Genomic DNA, 16,572 nt, shown 5'->3' with positions numbered 1-16,572 from the left:
ATCCTGGCTCAGCGTCGTGGTGGTGGGTCGGGAACAAAACGGCCTTCTCCCGGAAAGGGGTTGGGCTCTTGGGTTGCTGGATTGGGTTGCCAAATGTCTCGCAGGGCAATCCGGCGTCGCTCCAGTTGTGCCAAGCTGGCGTATTGAATCTGCAAGGTCTCGGCGGGGCGGCGACTGGCCCGCCGAAAATGCGTCTCCCGTACCGGCGAATGCACCTGCTCCCCATGCCCAGTGCCCATGTCTGAACGACTCTCGGCTGCAGGCGCTGGCGCCATAGGCGCACTCTTGGCACTGTCATGGCGTTGGTAGCGCGGCGGCGGTGGGGCAACTTCTTCAAAGACAGCAAAACCCAGCACCCCCGTGTTGCCTCCTTGGCCTGTGCGTTCGGCATACGAATCGTCGGGCGTGGTAAAGACAAACTGGGCCACCGTATCCAGCGACTTGCGCCAGCCCTCAATAAACACCGTGCTCTGTGGCTCGATGATGTAGCCGGTCTGCTCTGCGGCGGCAGGCTCGCCAGTGAGCACATTGAGGCCATCGACCGAAGCCACCACCAGCAAGCGGCCACCCGTATGGTTGCGTAACAGCAAGGCATAAGGCTGCCCATGTTCACCCCCCACATACCAGCGGCGCTGCTTCTGGAAAATAGGCAGGTTTTGGCTGCGGCGTTGGTGGCTCACCACCTCTACCGACAGCAATTGCCCTTGGGCTGTAGTCAGGGCATTACGGTATTGCACAGGTGCCGGACGATAGGCATGGGCCACAGAGCCCCATCCACCCCACAGACCCGCACTCAACCAAGCAAGACTTTGGCGACGCTGCATGAAAGATCCCCCAAAAAGTGACAGGAGGTTTTCAGTATAGGCAGCAGGGGGGCTGATGCACAGCCCCCTCCAGCCCCAGGGCACCCTTCAGGCTTGTGCCGGGTAGAACATCTGGCGTGTAGGCACTTGGGCCACTGCCTTGGCAATGGCACCAATATGGTCGGGCGTGGTGCCACAGCAACCCCCCACAATATTGACCAAGCCTTCGGCGGCAAATTCATGCACCAAGCGGCTGGTCACCTCGGGCGTTTCATCAAAGCCCGTATCGCTCATCGGGTTGGGCAGTCCAGCGTTGGGGTAGCAGCTGATAAAGGTATCTGGCGCAGCCCGGTTCAACTCTTGGATATATGGGCGCATCAGTGCAGCACCCAAGGCGCAATTGAGGCCCACCGCCAGTGGCTGCGCATGGCGCACGCTGTGCCAAAACGCTGTCACCGTTTGGCCCGACAAAATGCGCCCCGAGGCATCGGTCACGGTGCCACTGATGAGGATGGGCAGGCGCTCGCCCGTTTGCTCAAACGCCTCTTCAATGGCAAACAGTGCCGCTTTGGCATTCAGGGTGTCAAAGATAGTCTCTACCAGCAACACATCGGCACCGCCTTCTATCAGTGCCAGTGTCTGCTCGTAGTAAGCGGCCCGCAACTGTTCAAAATCTACATTGCGCGCGCCAGGATCGTTCACATCGGGGCTGATGCTGGCCGTTTTGGGTGTTGGCCCCAAGGCACCAGCCACAAACCGTGGGTGTTCAGGGGTACTGAATTTATCGCAAGCCGCACGCGCCAGTTGGGCCGAGCGCAGGTTCATCTCGTGGGCCAGTTCTGCCATGCCGTAGTCTTCTTGGGCAATGGTGGTGGCGCCAAAAGTGTTGGTCTCAATCAGATCTGCCCCGGCAGCCAAGTAGCGTTCATGGATGTCGCGAATCACATCGGGGCGGGTGAGCGAGAGCAGCTCATTGTTGCCCTTCACATCGCGTGCAAACGCCTTAAACCGCTCCCCGGCCCCATCTGGGCCACTGTAGCCTTCGCCCCGGTATTGGGCTTCGCCCAACTTAAAACGCTGGATCATGGTGCCCATGGCGCCATCCAAAATGACGATGCGTTGGGCCAAAAGGGCCGGAAGCTGGGCGGCACGGGTGTAGTGGGGTGCTTGCATGGGCAGATCGCAACAGAAAAATCAGGGTAAATAAAGGCCAGCAGCCCATAGGCTGCAAGCCACCGATTGTCCCTGCTTCGCTGCGCCCTTGTCTTGTGCAGGCTTAGCGCAGGCGAAACACGGCCAGCGTACGCCCCAATACCCCAGTGTTTTGGCTCATGGCTTGGGCGGTGGCTGCGGATTGTTCCACCAAGGCAGCGTTTTCTTGCGTGACCTGATCCAAGTTCATGACCGCCTCATTAATCTGTAGCAGCTCGTCAGATTGTTCTTTGGTCACGATCCCCATTTGGCCCATCAGGGCATTCACATGGGTCACTGACTCGACCACTTGGGCAATCGTCTCGCCCGCTGCTTGCATTTTTTCGGCCCCACGTTGGGTGTGTGCCCCCGATTCACTGATCAGGTTGCGAATTTCCCGTGCCGCTGTGGCGCTGCGCTGGGCCAACGCCCGTACCTCTCCTGCCACTACGGCAAACCCCCGGCCTTGTTCTCCTGCCCGTGCCGCTTCCACGGCGGCATTCAAGGCCAGAATATTGGTTTGAAACGCAATGCCTTCGATGGTGGAGATGATCTGCACCATCTGTTGTGATGACTGCGTGATGGATTGCACCACAGTGCTGATCTCGCCCACGGCTTGGCCGCCAATGCGGGCCAGTGTGGCACTGTGCTCGCTTTGCCGCAGCACCTCTTGGGCCGTTGCGTTGGACTGGCGCACCGTGCTGGCCAGCTCTTCCATGGTGGCTGCGGTTTGTTCCAGATTGCGGGCTTGGGCTTCCGTGCGCCGGGCCAGTTCTTGGGCGCCTTGGGCTACATCGTGGACGATATGACCAAAGCCGCTGATCTCGGCCCGTGCATCATGCACCACCGCCCACAGGTTCACCCGTATTTGCTGCAAACGTTCCATCAGCAAGGCCATCGGGTGGCGTCCATCGACCTGATGGTATTTGTCCGAAACGCTGCAACTGGCAATCTGGCTGGCCAGTCGGTTGGCATCGGCTACAGCCAGCGTAATGCGCCGGTGAAAGCGCCACAAAATCAGCGCCGCAATCACGGCCCCCAGCCCCCCTTGCAAAGCCAGTGCGGGCAGGCCTGTCCAATCCAAGGCCCAGGGTAGCAGTGGCAGTGCCAGCAGCAGCAACAGCATGGCCGCCAGACGTTGGGTGAAAGTGGCGCGCTGCATGCGTCCCACCCAGTCGCGCCAGCCATTCATGCGCACATGGCCCGAATGCAGCCGGAAGGTTTTCCGTCCGGATGCCCGCTCTTGGTGAATCCGGGCGTACAACGCTTGGGCTTTTTGCACTTCCTCGCGGGTGGGTTTCATGCGCACCGACATATAGCCCATCGGCTTGCCGTTTTCCATCAGTGGTGTGACGTGAGCGCGTACCCAATAAAAATCACCATCCTTGCGCCGGTTCTTCACCAGACCAATCCAGCTGCGTCCGTGGCCAATGGTGTTCCACATGTCCTTGAAGGCCTCTGGGGGCATGTCTGGGTGGCGCACAATGTTGTGCGGCTGGCCCATCAGCTCCTCCATTGAGAAGCCACTGACCCGGATAAAAGCGGCATTGCAATGGGTCAACCGTCCTTGCGGATCGGTGGTAGACATCAGAAACTCATCGCTGGAGTAGTCAAACTCCTGGTTGCTCACGGGCAAATTGGTACGCATTCTGGGGCAATCACTTGGCGAATCTTGATACAGCGCAGTAGATGCCAAAACGCCCACAGACCCCCTTGCCTCAGGGGACAATGACCATGTGAGCACTACGGCCTTTGATTCTATGAAGGAACCCAGACCAGTGTCTCACCTGATGGGGTTGAGATGTAACAATTTGCCGTGCCACCCACCAGCCCACACCCCCGTTGATGGCCTTTAACCCAGCCGAAACACGGCCAGCGTGCGCCCCAAAAAGCCAGAGTTCTGGCTCATGGCTTGGGCCGCTGCTGCCGACTCTTGCACCAATGCGGCATTTTGCTGTGTCACATGGTCTAAGTCGGTCACGGCATCATTCACCTGTGAAATCCCCAGTGCCTGTTCTTTGGCTGCCACGCCCATTTCATTGATCAGGGTGTTTACATGGGCCACCGATTGCACCACTTGGGCAATCGTTTCGCCTGCTGTGTCCATTTTTTCGGCCCCATGTCGGGTATGGGCGCCAGACTCACGGATCAACTCGCCAATTTCTCGGGCAGCTGTGGCGCTGCGTTGGGCCAGTGCCCGCACCTCGCTGGCGACCACGGCAAAGCCCCGGCCCTGCTCACCCGCGCGGGCGGCTTCTACCGCTGCGTTCAAAGCCAAAATATTGGTCTGGAAGGCAATGCCCTCAATGGTGGCAATGATTTGCCCCATTTTTTGTGATGATTGGGCTATGGATTGCACCACGGCACTGATCTCACTCACCGCCTCACCACCGTGGCGGGCCAAGGTTGCACTGTTCTCACTTTTCTGGAGCACCTCTTGCACCGTTTGTGCCGATTGGCGCACCGTGCTGGCCAGCTCTTCCATGGTTGCTGCGGTTTCTTCCAAACTGCTGGCTTGGGATTCAGTGCGCCGGGCCAACTCTTGTCCACCTTGGGCTATATCACTGGCAATATGACCAAATCCGTTGATTTCGGCCCTGGCATCGCCCACAATCGCGCGCAGATTCACTTGGATTTGCTGCAAACGCTCCATGAGCAGTGCCACGGGATGGCGGCCATCAATGCGGCGATAGGGGGCGGACAAACTACAGCCCGCAATGTCATTGGCAAGTTGGTGGGCATCGTTCAGCCCCTGTGTGATACGCCGGTGAAAGCGCCACAGTATCCAACCGCACAGCACGGCCCCTAGCCCGCTTTGCAAAACTACCGCCTCCAGTGTGCTCCAACCCAAAGCCCAAGGCAGCAAGGGCACAGCCAGCAAAGGCACCACCAGCATGGCGGCCAGGCGTTGGGTGAAAGTAGCACGCTGTAGGCGCCCCACCCAGTCGCGCCAGCCGTTCAAACGCACATGGCCTGAATGCAGCCTAAAGGTATGCCGCCCCGACTCCCGCTCTTGGCGGATGCGGGCGTACAACGCTTGGGCTTTTTGCACTTCCTCGCGGGTGGGCTTCATGCGCACCGACATATAGCCCATGGGCTTGCCGTTTTCCATCAGCGGCGTAACGTGGGCACGCACCCAGTAAAACGAACCATCCTTGCGCCGGTTCTTGACCAGGCCAATCCAACTACGGCCATTGCCAATGGTGTTCCACATGTCCTTGAAGGCCTCTGGAGGCATGTCTGGATGGCGCACCAAGTTGTGTGGTTGGCCCATCAACTCGTCCATCGAAAAGCCACTGACGCGGGCAAACGCAGCATTGCAATGTGTGATCCGACCTTGGGGGTCGGTGGTCGACATCAAAAATTCATCACTGGAGTAATCGAACTCCTGGTTGCTCACAGGCAAATTGGTACGCATTGTTAAGCTTTATCAGCGGGCTAATCTCAATGCGGAACAAGTAAATATGAAAACAATTGGAAACACTATTGCCCCCAGGGGCAATGACCTTGTGCAGAGCACTTGGTTCAATGTGGGGCAGGCAGTTTCAGTTCGACCTGTGCGCCGCCCTGTGGGTGGTTGGCAATCTCTAGCGTGCCCCCGTGGCGCTCGGCAATGGTTCGTGAAATGGAAAGTCCTAAGCCCAATCCATCGGCCTTGGTGCTAAAAAAAGGTTGACCCGCTTGGGCTATTGCCTCTAGGGTTAAACCGGGGCCGGTGTCGCAGAAATGCAACAGCATCCAGCCTGGCACGGGGGTTGCCGTCACTGTTATTTGGCGCGGCTCTGGTTGGCCCATCATGGCCTGAATGGCATTGCGGTACACACTGAGTACGATTTGCGAGAGTTGAATATCATCCCCTTGCACCCATACCGCTGTGGGGGGCAGTACAAAAGCAAACTCCACGTTGCACCGGCGGGCCTCGCAGGCCAACAGCTGCGCCACGTCTTGCACCAGCTGGCCCAATTCCACAGGTTTGTATTGCTCTGGCACGGGCCGGATAAAGCTGCGAATGCGCTCAATAATGTGGCTGGCCCGCTGGGTGTTGGCCTCAATGTGGTGCAACAGCTTGTGCAGTTGTGCTGTATCCAGACGGTTTTGTGCCAGCCCATGCAGGCCCATCTGGGCATCGAGCAAAATGGCCGTCAGGGGTTGGTTGAGTTCGTGCCCCAACGAGGCCGACATGGCACCTAGGCTGCGTTGGCGGTCAAGCTGGGCAATTTGGGCGCTCAACCGCTCGTTTTCTGCTCGTTTGGCGCGTTCTGCCGCTGTAGCCAAGTCATTGTGTCGGGCGCGCTCCAAAAAGATGCCAATAAAGCCCACACTGCCCACCACCGAGCTGATCAGACTGGCACCGATAGTGAATAAGCTGTCCCAGCCACCAAACAACGCATTGGGTTCGGAAACACCGTTCACCACTGCCAAACTGCGCAACACCAGCGCACTGCCCACCGCCAGATAGGTGCCTGCAACCCAGTGGGCGCTGCGCGAGGTCTCACGCCGCCCAATCTGCCAACACAGCAGGCTGATATAAAAGAAAGTAGCCGCTAAGGTGGTGGATGACCACAGAAAGCGCAGGGTTGGATACTCATCCAGTCCAAGCCGCAGGCATTCATATCCAATCACAAACCCTGCCCCTAGCCCTAGCAGCCATTGCCTGCGCCAGGGTGGGCGCTGTAGTTCATAAAGCAATGCTTGGGCACGCACCAGATTAGCCAAGAACATCAGCCCATTGGCCAAAGGGTAGGCCGCCCATTCTGCAATGTGTGGGCGCAACCCCAGCAGCACCACCCCCACACCAAACAGCGCACTGCCTGTACACCATAGCCACGCCGAACGTGAGCGCAGGCCCGACAGCACGGCCCAGGCCACCGTAGGCATGACCAAATACATCAGACCCACCAGCAGGTAAGCCGTTGGCAGATTGAACATGCGCAGGAGGCTCTAGCGTTACAGGCTTTGGTCTGGCAGGTCGCGCATCTTCTCGGCCAGCTCTAGCAGCGAGGTGGCACCCATCTTGTCCATCACCCGCGCGCGATGCACCTTGACGGTTTTCAGGCTGCACTGAAAGTGGTCGGCAATTTCTTTGTTCATCAGCCCCTTCACCACCAATTGGCAGATAGCCCGTTCGCGGGGCGTCAAACTCTCGTAGCTGCGCTGCACATCCATCGTGTCGCGGTAGGTCTTGAACTGCTCGCGGTCACGGGCCATCGCCTGTTGGATGGCCCGCAGCAGGTCATCCATATTGAAGGGCTTGAGCAGAAAATCAATGGCGCCCCCCTTGAAGGCATCAATCACTTCCTGCGTTTGGCTCTCCCCCGAGATAAACACAATGGGCGTGCTGCGCCCCAGCCGCAGCAATTCGTGTTGCAGAGCCAACCCGTTCATTTGTGGCATGCGCATGTCCAAGAGCAACACCGCCGGTGCAATCGGCAGTGAGTGCTCCAGAAAAGCCTGCGGTGAGGTGTAGGACTCTACGCTGTAGTCCAGATACTCCAACATCCGCGACAACGAAGCGCGCACCGCCACATCGTCGTCCACCAAATAAATATGGCCTTGAATGCCCATTACCCCGCCAATACCGGAAATAGTTTGACCAAACCCAGGGCCATCACCTCGACCGACAGTGCCGCCAAGATCAACCCCATGATGCGTGTCATCACATTGATACCTGTTTGGCCTAACACCCTGGCAATGGGTTGGGCCAGCGAAAAGCACAGATAAGTGGCGGCGGCAATCACCAAGCCATAGCCCACCAATGCTGTGTGTTGCCAAAAGGTTTGCGCCCTATCGGCATAAATCACCACGGTTGACATGGTGGCTGGGCCTGTCAGCAGTGGAATAGTCAGTGGCACCACGGCGATGCTGGCGCCAGCGGCGGCTTTTTCCGCCCCTGCCTCTAATTCATTGGCATGGGGTTTGGCCTCGGCAGGTTGGGCGTTGAGCATGTTCATGGCACTGCTCAACAGCAGCAGCCCACCACTTACCTGAAAGCTTTGCAAAGAGATGCTGAAGAACTCCAAAATCTGGAGGCCCAGCAAGGCGCAGGTTGCAATCACGCAAAATACACTGAATGCGGCTACCTGAATGGTGCGCTGGCGTTGTGGTGCCGAAAAGCCGTGGGTGTAGTGGATAAAGAATGGCACGATGGCCAATGGATTGACCACAAACAACAGGGTGAAAAGTGGCTTCAAGTCCATGCACTCTCCTGGTAAGGCGAGATCGTCTGGGCTTGGAGGTGTGCAAGCGCAGGGGTGGATAGCAACATGCTTTTCCTACAAGACATAGGACAACCCGCCAGTGTGCCGTATTCAATCATCTGGCTGCTGTATTTTTCTCTTTTCTCTTTGATTTAGAACAGAAAGTCTTCACTTATGCAAAGTCAATGGATCGCACTGGAATCAAATGATGGCTTCCACTGCCCTGCTTGGGAGGCTACGCCTACTGGCATGCCCCGTGCGGCAGTGGTGGTATTGCAGGAAATCTTTGGTGTCAACAGCCACATCCGTGCCGTGACCGAACGTTTTGCTGCCAGGGGCTATTTGGCCGTGGCTCCGGCACTTTTTTCCCGTGTCCAACCCGATGTGGATTTGGGTTATGGCCCAGATGCCATGCAAACGGGTATAGCCCTCAAGACCGCGACAGAGCAATTGCCTGGTGTGGGCGTTTTGGCCGACATTCAAGCCGCTATTGACCATGCTGCTGCCCGCAGTGGCCGTCCGGTCGGTGTAGTCGGTTTTTGTTGGGGAGGATTGATGGCTTGGCGTGCTGCCTCGGCACTGGACGGGCTGTCGGCTGCGGTCAGTTATTACGGCGGTGGCATGACGAGCTTGGCCGAAATGGCCCGTCAGCCGCGTTGCCCCGTGCTGGCCCATTTTGCCCGCCAAGACCGTTGGATTCCTTTAGAAGGTGTGCAGCTTTTTGCGGCCCAGCACCCCGAGGTGCAATCGCATGTCTACGATGCTGACCACGGCTTCAACTGCGACCAGCGTGCTGCCTACGATGATGCAGCCGCAGTCAGTGCGCGCAACCGAACGCTGGCCTTTTTTGAGCAGCACCTGTCTTGATGTAGGGGGCGCAGTGTGCCGTGGCGTTCAGTGCATAGGCTCTCTGGGGGTGTTTGCCAAATAGCGTTTGCGCCAAAAAAAGACAATCAAAGATAAAGCCATGACCAACATGGCCCCCATGGCCCACCAAAAGCCGTGTTGTCGGTGAATCAGGGGTAAGAATTCGAAGTTCATACCAAAGATGCCTGCAATCAGGTTCAGCGGCAAAAAAACGGCCGTCAAGGCTGTCAGGGTGCGCATGATGTCGTTGGTGCGGTTGCTTTGCACTGAAAAGTGCATTTGCACCGTGGTTTCAGTGCTTTGTTCTAAGCGGCGCACATGGTGCACCACGCGCTCAATGTGTTCCAGCACGTCACGGCTGCGCACCTGTAGCAAATCACGTTCGCGCAGTTCTGCCGCTGTGGCGGGGGCAGGCCAGGTTTGCAGGGCATCAATCCAGTCTTGTATGGCGCTGCGTTGGTCTTCGCAGATTTCATCCAAGTGGTGCAGTGCCAACCGGGTGTCCAGCAGGGCATTCCAATTGACAAATCGGGTGCGGGGTTTGAGGAGCTCACTTTGCCAGTGGTCGAGCTGGCGTGTCAGTTCACGGCGCAAATCCAGATAACCATCCACCATCAGATTCACCAGCCGCAGCATCAGGTCTGCTGTACCGGTGGGGAGCCGTGTTCCTTGTCCAGCACCCACGATGCGCCCATCGGATGTTTCAACCCCCATCGTGGCGGCCGTGGCTAACAAGCGAGCAGCATAGGCCTCACGCACCGAGCAATCGTTTGGGTGTACCGTGAGAACGATTTGATCAAACACAGCAAACCCCACTGGGTTGGTGTCGATACGGCGCAAGACCGGAGGGCCGTTGTGTTTACGTGGCGGAGATGAGGGCGTGTCAGGCTGGCTACTAGGCACTGTGGAACTTGCCGAAGCCAAACGGCGAAACACCAGCAGATCGTATTGTGATGTGTAGTCATAATGCGATGGCAGCTGAGGATTGAGCAGGTCAGAGATGTGCAACTCCACCAGCTGAATGCCTGTCAGGCTCTGCAACATGTGCTGGATACCCGACAACTGGCTCTGAAACGCTGGCCGGGCACAGGCCACCCAGAAAAAACCTTGAGCGGGAAGCTGTGTGGGCAAAGACTCCAGCTCCCGAACGCCCCCTGCATGAAGGTGAAAGATCCGCATAGCACTTGTGTGGGAATAGAACAATGCCTCCAACGCCAGTACAGCTTTGGAGGCATTTGCAGAGCAGAAGCCTGCCACAGGCAGACAGCCTGTAGGCGATGGGGGGACAAAAAATCAGTTGCGCACTTGATTCAGCAAGGTAGCCGCATCGCTCACGGCCAATTTGCCACCCTCTTCTACATTGAGCTGGACCACTTGGCCATCCTTGACCAGCATGGAATAGCGATTGCTGCGCAAGCCCAAGCCCTTGCCCGTCAAATCCAGTGTCAGGCCGGTGGCCTTGGTAAAGATGGCATCGCCATCGGCCAGCATCCGCACCGCGCCAGCGGTTTTTTGGTCACGCGCCCAAGCTCCCATCACGAAGGCATCATTGACTGCAATGCACCAAATTTCGTCTACACCTGCAGCCTTGAACGCTGCTGCTTGGGCCACAAAGCCAGGCACATGCTGTGCCGAGCAGGTGGGGGTAAAAGCACCAGGAACCGCAAAAATAGCAATGGTCTTGCCTGCTGTCGCCTTTTGCACATCGACCGCGTTGGGGCCAAGGCTACAGCCATTGCCCTCCACTTCGATGTATTCCATCAGGGTGGCTGCGGGCAGGGTGTCTCCAACTTTGATCATGTGATGCTCCAAAAAGAAAAACGACCCACATTGTGGGTCGTTTTGGGCAGCTATGCTGGCTGATGGGCGCTTAGGCTTACAGCAAACCAGCCTTTTGTACCAAGCGGGTAGCAACCCAGTTCTTGGTCTTGGACAGAGGACGGCTTTCGGTGATCTCGATCACGTCGCCGACATGGTACTCATTGTTCTCGTCGTGCGCGTGGTACTTGCTCGACTTACCAACAATCTTGCCATACAACTCATGGATGACACGACGCTCGACCAGCACGGTCACGGTCTTGGCACGCTTGTCGCTGACCACCTTGCCAATCAAGGTGCGCTTGAGGGATTTTTTAGCTTCCGTCATGTGGGCTCCTTACTTGGCGGCTTGCTTTTCAGCAAGAATGGTCTTGGCACGGGCGATGGCACGGCGCGTGGCGCTCAGGGTGCCTGTGTTGCCCAGCTGTTGGGTTGCCTTTTGCATACGCAGGCCGAAATGGGCTTTTTGCAAAGCCTTGATTTCTTCCTTGATACCGGCAACGTCTTTTTGGCGCAGTTCAGTAGTATTCATATCAGTTTCTCCTGAAATCACTGGCCAACCATGCGTGCCACGAAAGTGGTACGCAGGGGCAGCTTGGCAGCTGCCAGACGGAAGGCTTCGCGGGCGAGTTCTTCGGGCACGCCGACGATCTCGAACACAATCTTGCCGGGCTGGATTTCGGCCACGTAGTACTCAGGGTTACCCTTACCGTTACCCATACGCACTTCGGCGGGCTTGGTAGAAATGGGTTTGTCTGGGAACACGCGGATCCAGATGCGGCCACCACGCTTAACGTGACGGGAAATCGCACGACGTGCCGATTCGATTTGGCGCGCAGTCAAGCGGCCACGGTCGGTACACTTCAGGCCGAAGTCGCCAAAGGCCACGCTGTTGCCACGGGTGGCAACACCGGTGTTACGGCCTTTTTGCTCCTTGCGGTATTTGCGGCGAGCAGGTTGCAGCATGTTTTATTCTCCTTTTCCGTCCGCTGCTGTAGCGGGCGCGTCTGTTTTACGAACGCGCTTAACGGCATCGGCACCAGCACCGGCGGGTTTGTCGCTGCCATCGGCAGGGGCGGCATTGCTACCGGTAGGGCGGCGGCCACCACGGCCTGCACCGGCACGGTCGCCACCGGGGCGGCCATCACGGCGGGGGCCACGTGGGCGACGCTCTTCTTCGGGGCGGGGTGTCTCGACAGCGGGCAGGTCATTGCGGCCTAAGGTATCACCCTTGTAAACCCAGACCTTCACGCCGATCACACCATAGGTGGTCTTGGCTTCGGAAGTGCCGTAATCGATGTCAGCGCGCAGGGTGTGCAGTGGCACACGGCCTTCGCGGTACCACTCGGTACGGGCGATTTCGATACCGTTCAGGCGGCCCGACGACATGATCTTGATGCCCAAGGCGCCCAGACGCATGGCGTTCTGCATAGCGCGCTTCATGGCACGGCGGAACATAATGCGCTTTTCGAGCTGTTGGGTGATCGAGTCAGCGATCAGCTTGGCATCGATTTCGGGCTTGCGCACTTCTTCGATGTTCACAGCCACTGGCACGCCCAGGCGAACGGCGAGTTCCTTCTTCAGGTTCTCGATGTCTTCACCCTTCTTGCCGATCACCACGCCCGGACGAGCCGAGTAAATGGTGATGCGGGCGTTTTTGGCGGGGCGCTCGATCAGGATACGCGAGACCGATGCGTTTTTGAGCTTGGCCTTCAGGTACTCACGCACCTTGATGTCTTCAGCCAGCATGCCAGCGAAGTCACGGTTGCTGGCGTACCAGCGGCTTGCCCAGTTACGGCTGACCGCCAGGCGGAAGCCGGTAGGATGGATTTTCTGTCCCATAGTCTTCCTTGGCCTCAGTTGCCAACCGTCACGTACACATGGCACGTGGGTTTGCTGATGCGGTTGCCGCGACCTTTGGCGCGCGCGGTGAAGCGCTTGAGCGTGGTGCCTTGTTCGACGTAGATGGTCTTGACCTTCAATTCGTCGATGTCAGCACCATCATTGTGTTCTGCATTGGCAATGGCCGATTCCAGAACCTTCTTGACGATGCCAGCAGCTTTTTTCTGCGTGAATGTCAGGATGTTCAGGGCTTGGTCCACTTTCTTGCCGCGAATCAAATCGGCGACCAGACGGCCCTTGTCCACCGACAGACGGACGCCCCGGAGGACTGCACGTGTTTCAGACATGGTCGTTCCTTATTTCTTCTGGACTTTTTTGTCCGCGGGGTGACCCTTGAAGGTGCGCGTCAGGGCGAATTCGCCCAGCTTGTGGCCCACCATCTGGTCGGTGACATACACCGGCACGTGTTGCTTGCCGTTGTGCACAGCGATGGTCAGACCGATGAACTCGGGCAGAACCATAGAGCGACGCGACCAGGTCTTCACTGGCTTCTTGTCCTTGGTGGCAATGGCTTTTTCGACCTTGGCCAGCAAGTGATGGTCAACAAACGGACCCTTTTTGAGAGAGCGAGTCATTTGCTACCCCTTACTTCTTACGACGCGACACAATCATGTTTTGTGTGCGCTTGTTGTTGCGGGTGCGATAACCCTTGGTCAGATTGCCCCAAGGATCGACAGCATGACGGCCTTCACCCGTACGACCTTCACCACCACCGTGGGGGTGATCGACAGGGTTCATGGCCACGCCGCGCACTGTTGGGCGAATACCCATCCAGCGTTTGACGCCAGCCTTGCCCAGTTGGCGCAGGCTGTGCTCTTCGTTGGCAACTTCACCGATGGTGGCGCGGCACTCGATGTGAATCTTGCGCACTTCACCCGAGCGCATACGCACTTGGGCATAGGTGGTTTCACGGGCCAGCAGAGTGGCCGAAGCACCAGCCGAGCGGGCGATTTGCGCACCGGCACCGGGCTTGAGCTCGATGCAGTGGATGGTCGAACCCACGGGGATGTTGCGGATGGGCAGGGTGTTGCCAGCGCGGATAGGCGCTTCGGAGCCGGACATGAGCGTGCTGCCCACTTCCAGACCACGGGGAGCGATGATGTAACGACGCTCACCATCGGCATAGCACACCAAAGCGATGTGGGCCGTGCGGTTGGGGTCGTACTCAATGCGCTCTACCTTGGCGGCAATGCCATCCTTGTTGCGCTTGAAGTCCACCACGCGGTAGTGGTGCTTGTGACCACCGCCCTTGTGGCGTGTGGTGATGTGACCGTTGTTGTTACGGCCAGCCTTTTGGTGCTGGGGTTCCAGCAGCGGGGCGTAGCCGTCACCCTTGTACAGGTGGTCACGGGTAACCTTCACCACAGCACGTTGGCCGGGCGAGGTGGGTTTCATTTTGATGACTGCCATGATTAAGCGGCCTCCCCGGACAGGTTCAGCTCTTGACCGGGCTTGAGCGTCACATAGGCCTTGCGCACATTGTCGCGACGGCCGATGGTCTTGCCAAAACGCTTGGTCTTGCCTTTGGTATTAACCACAGACACGCCCTTGACCTCAACCTTGAACATCAATTCCACAGCGGCCTTGATTTCGGGTTTGGTAGCGTTCTGCAGCACCTTGAATGTCACAGCATTGGACTTTTCTGCAACCATGGTGGCCTTTTCGGACACGATGGGAGCAACCAGCACCTGCATCAGACGACCTTCGTCAAACTTGGGGCTACTCATGCGAACATCTCCTTGAGCTTGTCGATTGCGCCCTTGGTGACGATGACCTTCTTGTAATGCACCAGCGACACGGGATCGGCATAACGAGGCTCGACCACGAGCACGTTGGCCAGATTGCGCGAAGCCAGGTACAGGTTTTCGTCAACTTCTTCAGAAATGACCATGACCGATTGCAGGTTCATGGCCTTGAACTTGTCGGCCAGCACCTTGGTCTTGGGCGATTCGAGCTTGAGCGAATCGACCACAGCCAGGCGGCCTTCACGAGCCAACTGCGAGAAGATGGTGGCCATGCCAACGCGATACATCTTCTTGTTGATCTTCTGGGTGAAGTTTTCGTCGGGCATGTTCGGGAAAATCCGACCGCCCCCACGCCACAGTGGCGAGGAAGTCATACCAGCACGCGCGTTGCCAGTACCCTTTTGCTTAAAGGGCTTCTTGGTGGAGTGACGAACCTGTTGGCGGTCTTTTTGAGCACGGGTGCCCTGACGGCCATTGGCGCGGTAAGCCACAACAATCTGGTGTACCAGATCTTCGTTGTAAGGACGATCAAACACGGTTTCGGGGGCATCAAACTTGGATGCGGCCTGACCTTGATCATTCAGGAGTTCGAGCTGCATTAGTTCGCTCCTTTGGCAGCGGTGGCCTTGACAGCGGGACGCACGGTCACGAACCCACCCTTAGAGCCGGGAATGGCGCCCTTGATCAAGAGCAGTTGACGCGCTTCGTCGATGCGAATGACATCGAGGTTTTGCGTGGTCTTGGTGACGTCACCGAGGTGACCCGTCATGCGCTTACCGGGGAACACGCGACCGGGGTCTTGTGCCATACCGATAGAGCCGGGCACGTTGTGCGAACGGCTGTTACCGTGCGAAGCACGTTGCGAGGCCATGTTGTGGCGCTTGATGGTACCGGCGTAGCCCTTACCGATGGAAGTGCCCTGCACGTCCACTTTTTGGCCTACGGTAAACACATCAGTGACCGGCACGGCAGCACCGGCGGCATACTTGCCAGCGGTTTCAGCGGTAACGCGGAATTCTTTGATGATTTCGCCAGCTTCGACACCGGCTTTGGCCAAGTGGCCAGCTTCTGGCTTAGTGACACGCGAAGCTTTGCGCGCGCCAAAAGTGACTTGCAAAGCCACATAGCCATCGTTCTCTTGGGTTTTAACCTGGGTCACGCGGTTGTTGGACACATCCACCACTGTGACGGGCACTGCGTCCCCATCATCAGTGAACAGACGCATCATGCCCACCTTGCGGCCCAGCAACCCCAGGGAGTTGCTCAGACTCATTTGTTTCTCCAAAACTTCCACCGCCGCGACTTCAATTGGCCTTGGCGTTGCACACAAGTGCATGAAAGACGGTTGATAAAACTCCGCCCTTTGCGCAATGCAAAGGGCGAAGCCGCAAAGTATAGCGCGAACTGCTTTTGCAAGCAAGTTCGCGCTATGGCTTCACGGGTTCGGCGCATATTGCGCCGAAGGGCGTTGCTTATTGCAGCTTGATTTCGACGTCCACGCCAGCAGGCAGGTCGAGCTTCATCAGCGCGTCCACGGTCTTGTCGGTAGGATCGACAATGTCCATCAGGCGTTGGTGGGTGCGGATTTCAAACTGGTCGCGGCTGGTCTTGTTGACGTGGGGCGAACGCAGAATGTCGAAACGCTTCATGCGGGTCGGCAGGGGTACGGGGCCCTTGACGATAGCGCCAGTGCGCTTGGCAGTGTCAACGATTTCGGCGGCAGACTGATCGATCAGTTTGTAATCGAAAGCCTTCAGACGGATGCGGATCTTTTGCTTGGACATGGTTATCTTCCTTGTGCTTGCAATGATTACGCGAGGATCTTGGCAACCACACCAGCGCCGACGGTACGACCGCCTTCGCGGATAGCGAAGCGCAGACCTTCTTCCATCGCGATGGGGTTGATCAGCTTGACGGTGATCGACACGTTGTCACCAGGCATCACCATTTCTTTGCCTTCGGGCAGTTCGATGGCGCCAGTCACGTCGGTGGTACGGAAGTAGAACTGGGGGCGGTAGTTGTTGAAGAAGGGGGTGTGGCGGCCGCCTT

Annotated in this window: 22 protein-coding genes; 1 reads left to right on the top strand and 21 read right to left on the bottom strand. The window is 57.7% G+C overall.

Annotated elements, in window-relative coordinates; all coding sequences use genetic code 11:
• Positions 1 to 8: 8 nt before the first annotated feature.
• The 7 genes from ACFO6X_RS08030 to ACFO6X_RS08000 form a co-directional block, all read right to left on the bottom strand.
• Positions 9 to 824 carry a hypothetical protein gene (locus ACFO6X_RS08030; protein WP_382431825.1) on the bottom strand — a complete coding sequence of 272 codons (816 nt, stop codon included), beginning with the start codon at positions 822 to 824 and terminating at the stop codon, positions 9 to 11.
• Between the two features lie 87 nt (positions 825 to 911).
• Positions 912 to 1,976: a homocysteine S-methyltransferase family protein gene (locus ACFO6X_RS08025; protein WP_382431823.1), complete on the bottom strand. Its 1,065-nt coding sequence runs from the start codon at positions 1,974 to 1,976 to the stop codon at positions 912 to 914.
• A 103-nt stretch (positions 1,977 to 2,079) separates the two neighbouring features.
• On the bottom strand, positions 2,080 to 3,642 hold the full coding sequence (locus tag ACFO6X_RS08020; RefSeq protein ID WP_382431821.1) for a methyl-accepting chemotaxis protein: 1,563 nt from the start codon (positions 3,640 to 3,642) through the stop codon (positions 2,080 to 2,082).
• A gap of 204 nt (positions 3,643 to 3,846) precedes the next feature.
• Positions 3,847 to 5,412 (bottom strand): methyl-accepting chemotaxis protein, encoded by a 1,566-nt coding sequence (locus tag ACFO6X_RS08015; protein ID WP_382431819.1) that lies wholly within the window; start codon positions 5,410 to 5,412, stop codon positions 3,847 to 3,849.
• Positions 5,413 to 5,519: 107 nt separating this feature from the next.
• Positions 5,520 to 6,923: a sensor histidine kinase gene (locus ACFO6X_RS08010; protein WP_382431817.1), complete on the bottom strand. Its 1,404-nt coding sequence runs from the start codon at positions 6,921 to 6,923 to the stop codon at positions 5,520 to 5,522.
• An 18-nt stretch (positions 6,924 to 6,941) separates the two neighbouring features.
• Positions 6,942 to 7,559: a response regulator transcription factor gene (locus ACFO6X_RS08005; RefSeq protein ID WP_382431815.1), complete on the bottom strand. Its 618-nt coding sequence runs from the start codon at positions 7,557 to 7,559 to the stop codon at positions 6,942 to 6,944.
• Positions 7,559 to 8,191: a MarC family protein gene (locus ACFO6X_RS08000; RefSeq protein ID WP_382431813.1), complete on the bottom strand. Its 633-nt coding sequence runs from the start codon at positions 8,189 to 8,191 to the stop codon at positions 7,559 to 7,561. The genes ACFO6X_RS08005 and ACFO6X_RS08000 overlap by 1 nt, the downstream gene beginning before the upstream one ends.
• A gap of 174 nt (positions 8,192 to 8,365) precedes the next feature.
• Between ACFO6X_RS08000 and ACFO6X_RS07995 the strand changes: the two genes are divergently transcribed.
• A complete protein-coding gene (locus ACFO6X_RS07995; protein ID WP_382431811.1) occupies positions 8,366 to 9,058 on the top strand; it encodes a dienelactone hydrolase family protein in 693 nt (230 codons plus the stop codon).
• Positions 9,059 to 9,085: 27 nt separating this feature from the next.
• On the opposite strand, the gene ACFO6X_RS07990 is transcribed toward ACFO6X_RS07995, so the two are convergent.
• The 14 genes from ACFO6X_RS07990 to ACFO6X_RS07925 form a co-directional block, all read right to left on the bottom strand.
• Entirely contained in the window at positions 9,086 to 10,237 is a 1,152-nt protein-coding gene (locus ACFO6X_RS07990) for a magnesium transporter CorA family protein (RefSeq protein WP_382431809.1), read from the bottom strand.
• 114 nt (positions 10,238 to 10,351) lie between these two features.
• Positions 10,352 to 10,858 carry a peroxiredoxin gene (locus ACFO6X_RS07985; protein WP_382431807.1) on the bottom strand — a complete coding sequence of 169 codons (507 nt, stop codon included), beginning with the start codon at positions 10,856 to 10,858 and terminating at the stop codon, positions 10,352 to 10,354.
• Positions 10,859 to 10,934: 76 nt separating this feature from the next.
• Positions 10,935 to 11,204, bottom strand: a complete 270-nt coding sequence (gene rpsQ, locus ACFO6X_RS07980) for a 30S ribosomal protein S17 (protein WP_382431805.1) — start codon at positions 11,202 to 11,204, stop codon at positions 10,935 to 10,937.
• Positions 11,205 to 11,213: 9 nt separating this feature from the next.
• Positions 11,214 to 11,408 (bottom strand): 50S ribosomal protein L29, encoded by a 195-nt coding sequence (gene rpmC, locus ACFO6X_RS07975; protein WP_382431803.1) that lies wholly within the window; start codon positions 11,406 to 11,408, stop codon positions 11,214 to 11,216.
• Between the two features lie 17 nt (positions 11,409 to 11,425).
• Positions 11,426 to 11,842: a 50S ribosomal protein L16 gene (rplP, locus tag ACFO6X_RS07970; RefSeq protein WP_382431801.1), complete on the bottom strand. Its 417-nt coding sequence runs from the start codon at positions 11,840 to 11,842 to the stop codon at positions 11,426 to 11,428.
• A 3-nt stretch (positions 11,843 to 11,845) separates the two neighbouring features.
• Positions 11,846 to 12,718 (bottom strand): 30S ribosomal protein S3, encoded by an 873-nt coding sequence (rpsC, locus tag ACFO6X_RS07965; protein WP_382431800.1) that lies wholly within the window; start codon positions 12,716 to 12,718, stop codon positions 11,846 to 11,848.
• A 14-nt stretch (positions 12,719 to 12,732) separates the two neighbouring features.
• On the bottom strand, positions 12,733 to 13,065 hold the full coding sequence (rplV, locus tag ACFO6X_RS07960) for a 50S ribosomal protein L22 (protein ID WP_005796970.1): 333 nt from the start codon (positions 13,063 to 13,065) through the stop codon (positions 12,733 to 12,735).
• Positions 13,066 to 13,074: 9 nt separating this feature from the next.
• Entirely contained in the window at positions 13,075 to 13,353 is a 279-nt protein-coding gene (gene rpsS / locus ACFO6X_RS07955; protein ID WP_024813777.1) for a 30S ribosomal protein S19, read from the bottom strand.
• 10 nt (positions 13,354 to 13,363) lie between these two features.
• Positions 13,364 to 14,188, bottom strand: a complete 825-nt coding sequence (gene rplB, locus ACFO6X_RS07950; RefSeq protein WP_382431796.1) for a 50S ribosomal protein L2 — start codon at positions 14,186 to 14,188, stop codon at positions 13,364 to 13,366.
• A gap of 2 nt (positions 14,189 to 14,190) precedes the next feature.
• Entirely contained in the window at positions 14,191 to 14,505 is a 315-nt protein-coding gene (gene rplW, locus ACFO6X_RS07945; RefSeq protein ID WP_382431794.1) for a 50S ribosomal protein L23, read from the bottom strand.
• Positions 14,502 to 15,122, bottom strand: a complete 621-nt coding sequence (gene rplD, locus ACFO6X_RS07940) for a 50S ribosomal protein L4 (protein WP_382431792.1) — start codon at positions 15,120 to 15,122, stop codon at positions 14,502 to 14,504. The genes rplW and rplD overlap by 4 nt, the downstream gene beginning before the upstream one ends.
• Positions 15,122 to 15,796, bottom strand: a complete 675-nt coding sequence (gene rplC / locus ACFO6X_RS07935; protein WP_382431791.1) for a 50S ribosomal protein L3 — start codon at positions 15,794 to 15,796, stop codon at positions 15,122 to 15,124. Before rplC ends, rplD begins: the two co-directional genes overlap by 1 nt.
• Positions 15,797 to 15,995: 199 nt before the next feature.
• Positions 15,996 to 16,307 (bottom strand): 30S ribosomal protein S10, encoded by a 312-nt coding sequence (rpsJ, locus tag ACFO6X_RS07930; RefSeq protein ID WP_003059431.1) that lies wholly within the window; start codon positions 16,305 to 16,307, stop codon positions 15,996 to 15,998.
• A gap of 26 nt (positions 16,308 to 16,333) precedes the next feature.
• The coding region (locus ACFO6X_RS07925; RefSeq protein WP_465253855.1) for an EF-Tu C-terminal domain-related protein at positions 16,334 to 16,572 on the bottom strand (239 nt) is incomplete at its 5' end.

Origin of the sequence: Giesbergeria sinuosa (genome assembly GCF_042652905.1) — a bacterium.
In the GTDB taxonomy this organism is placed as follows: Bacteria; Pseudomonadota; Gammaproteobacteria; order Burkholderiales; family Burkholderiaceae_C; genus Simplicispira; species Simplicispira sinuosa.
The sequence above is the reverse complement of the archived record's forward strand: the minus strand, read 5'-3'. Positions and strand labels throughout refer to the sequence as shown.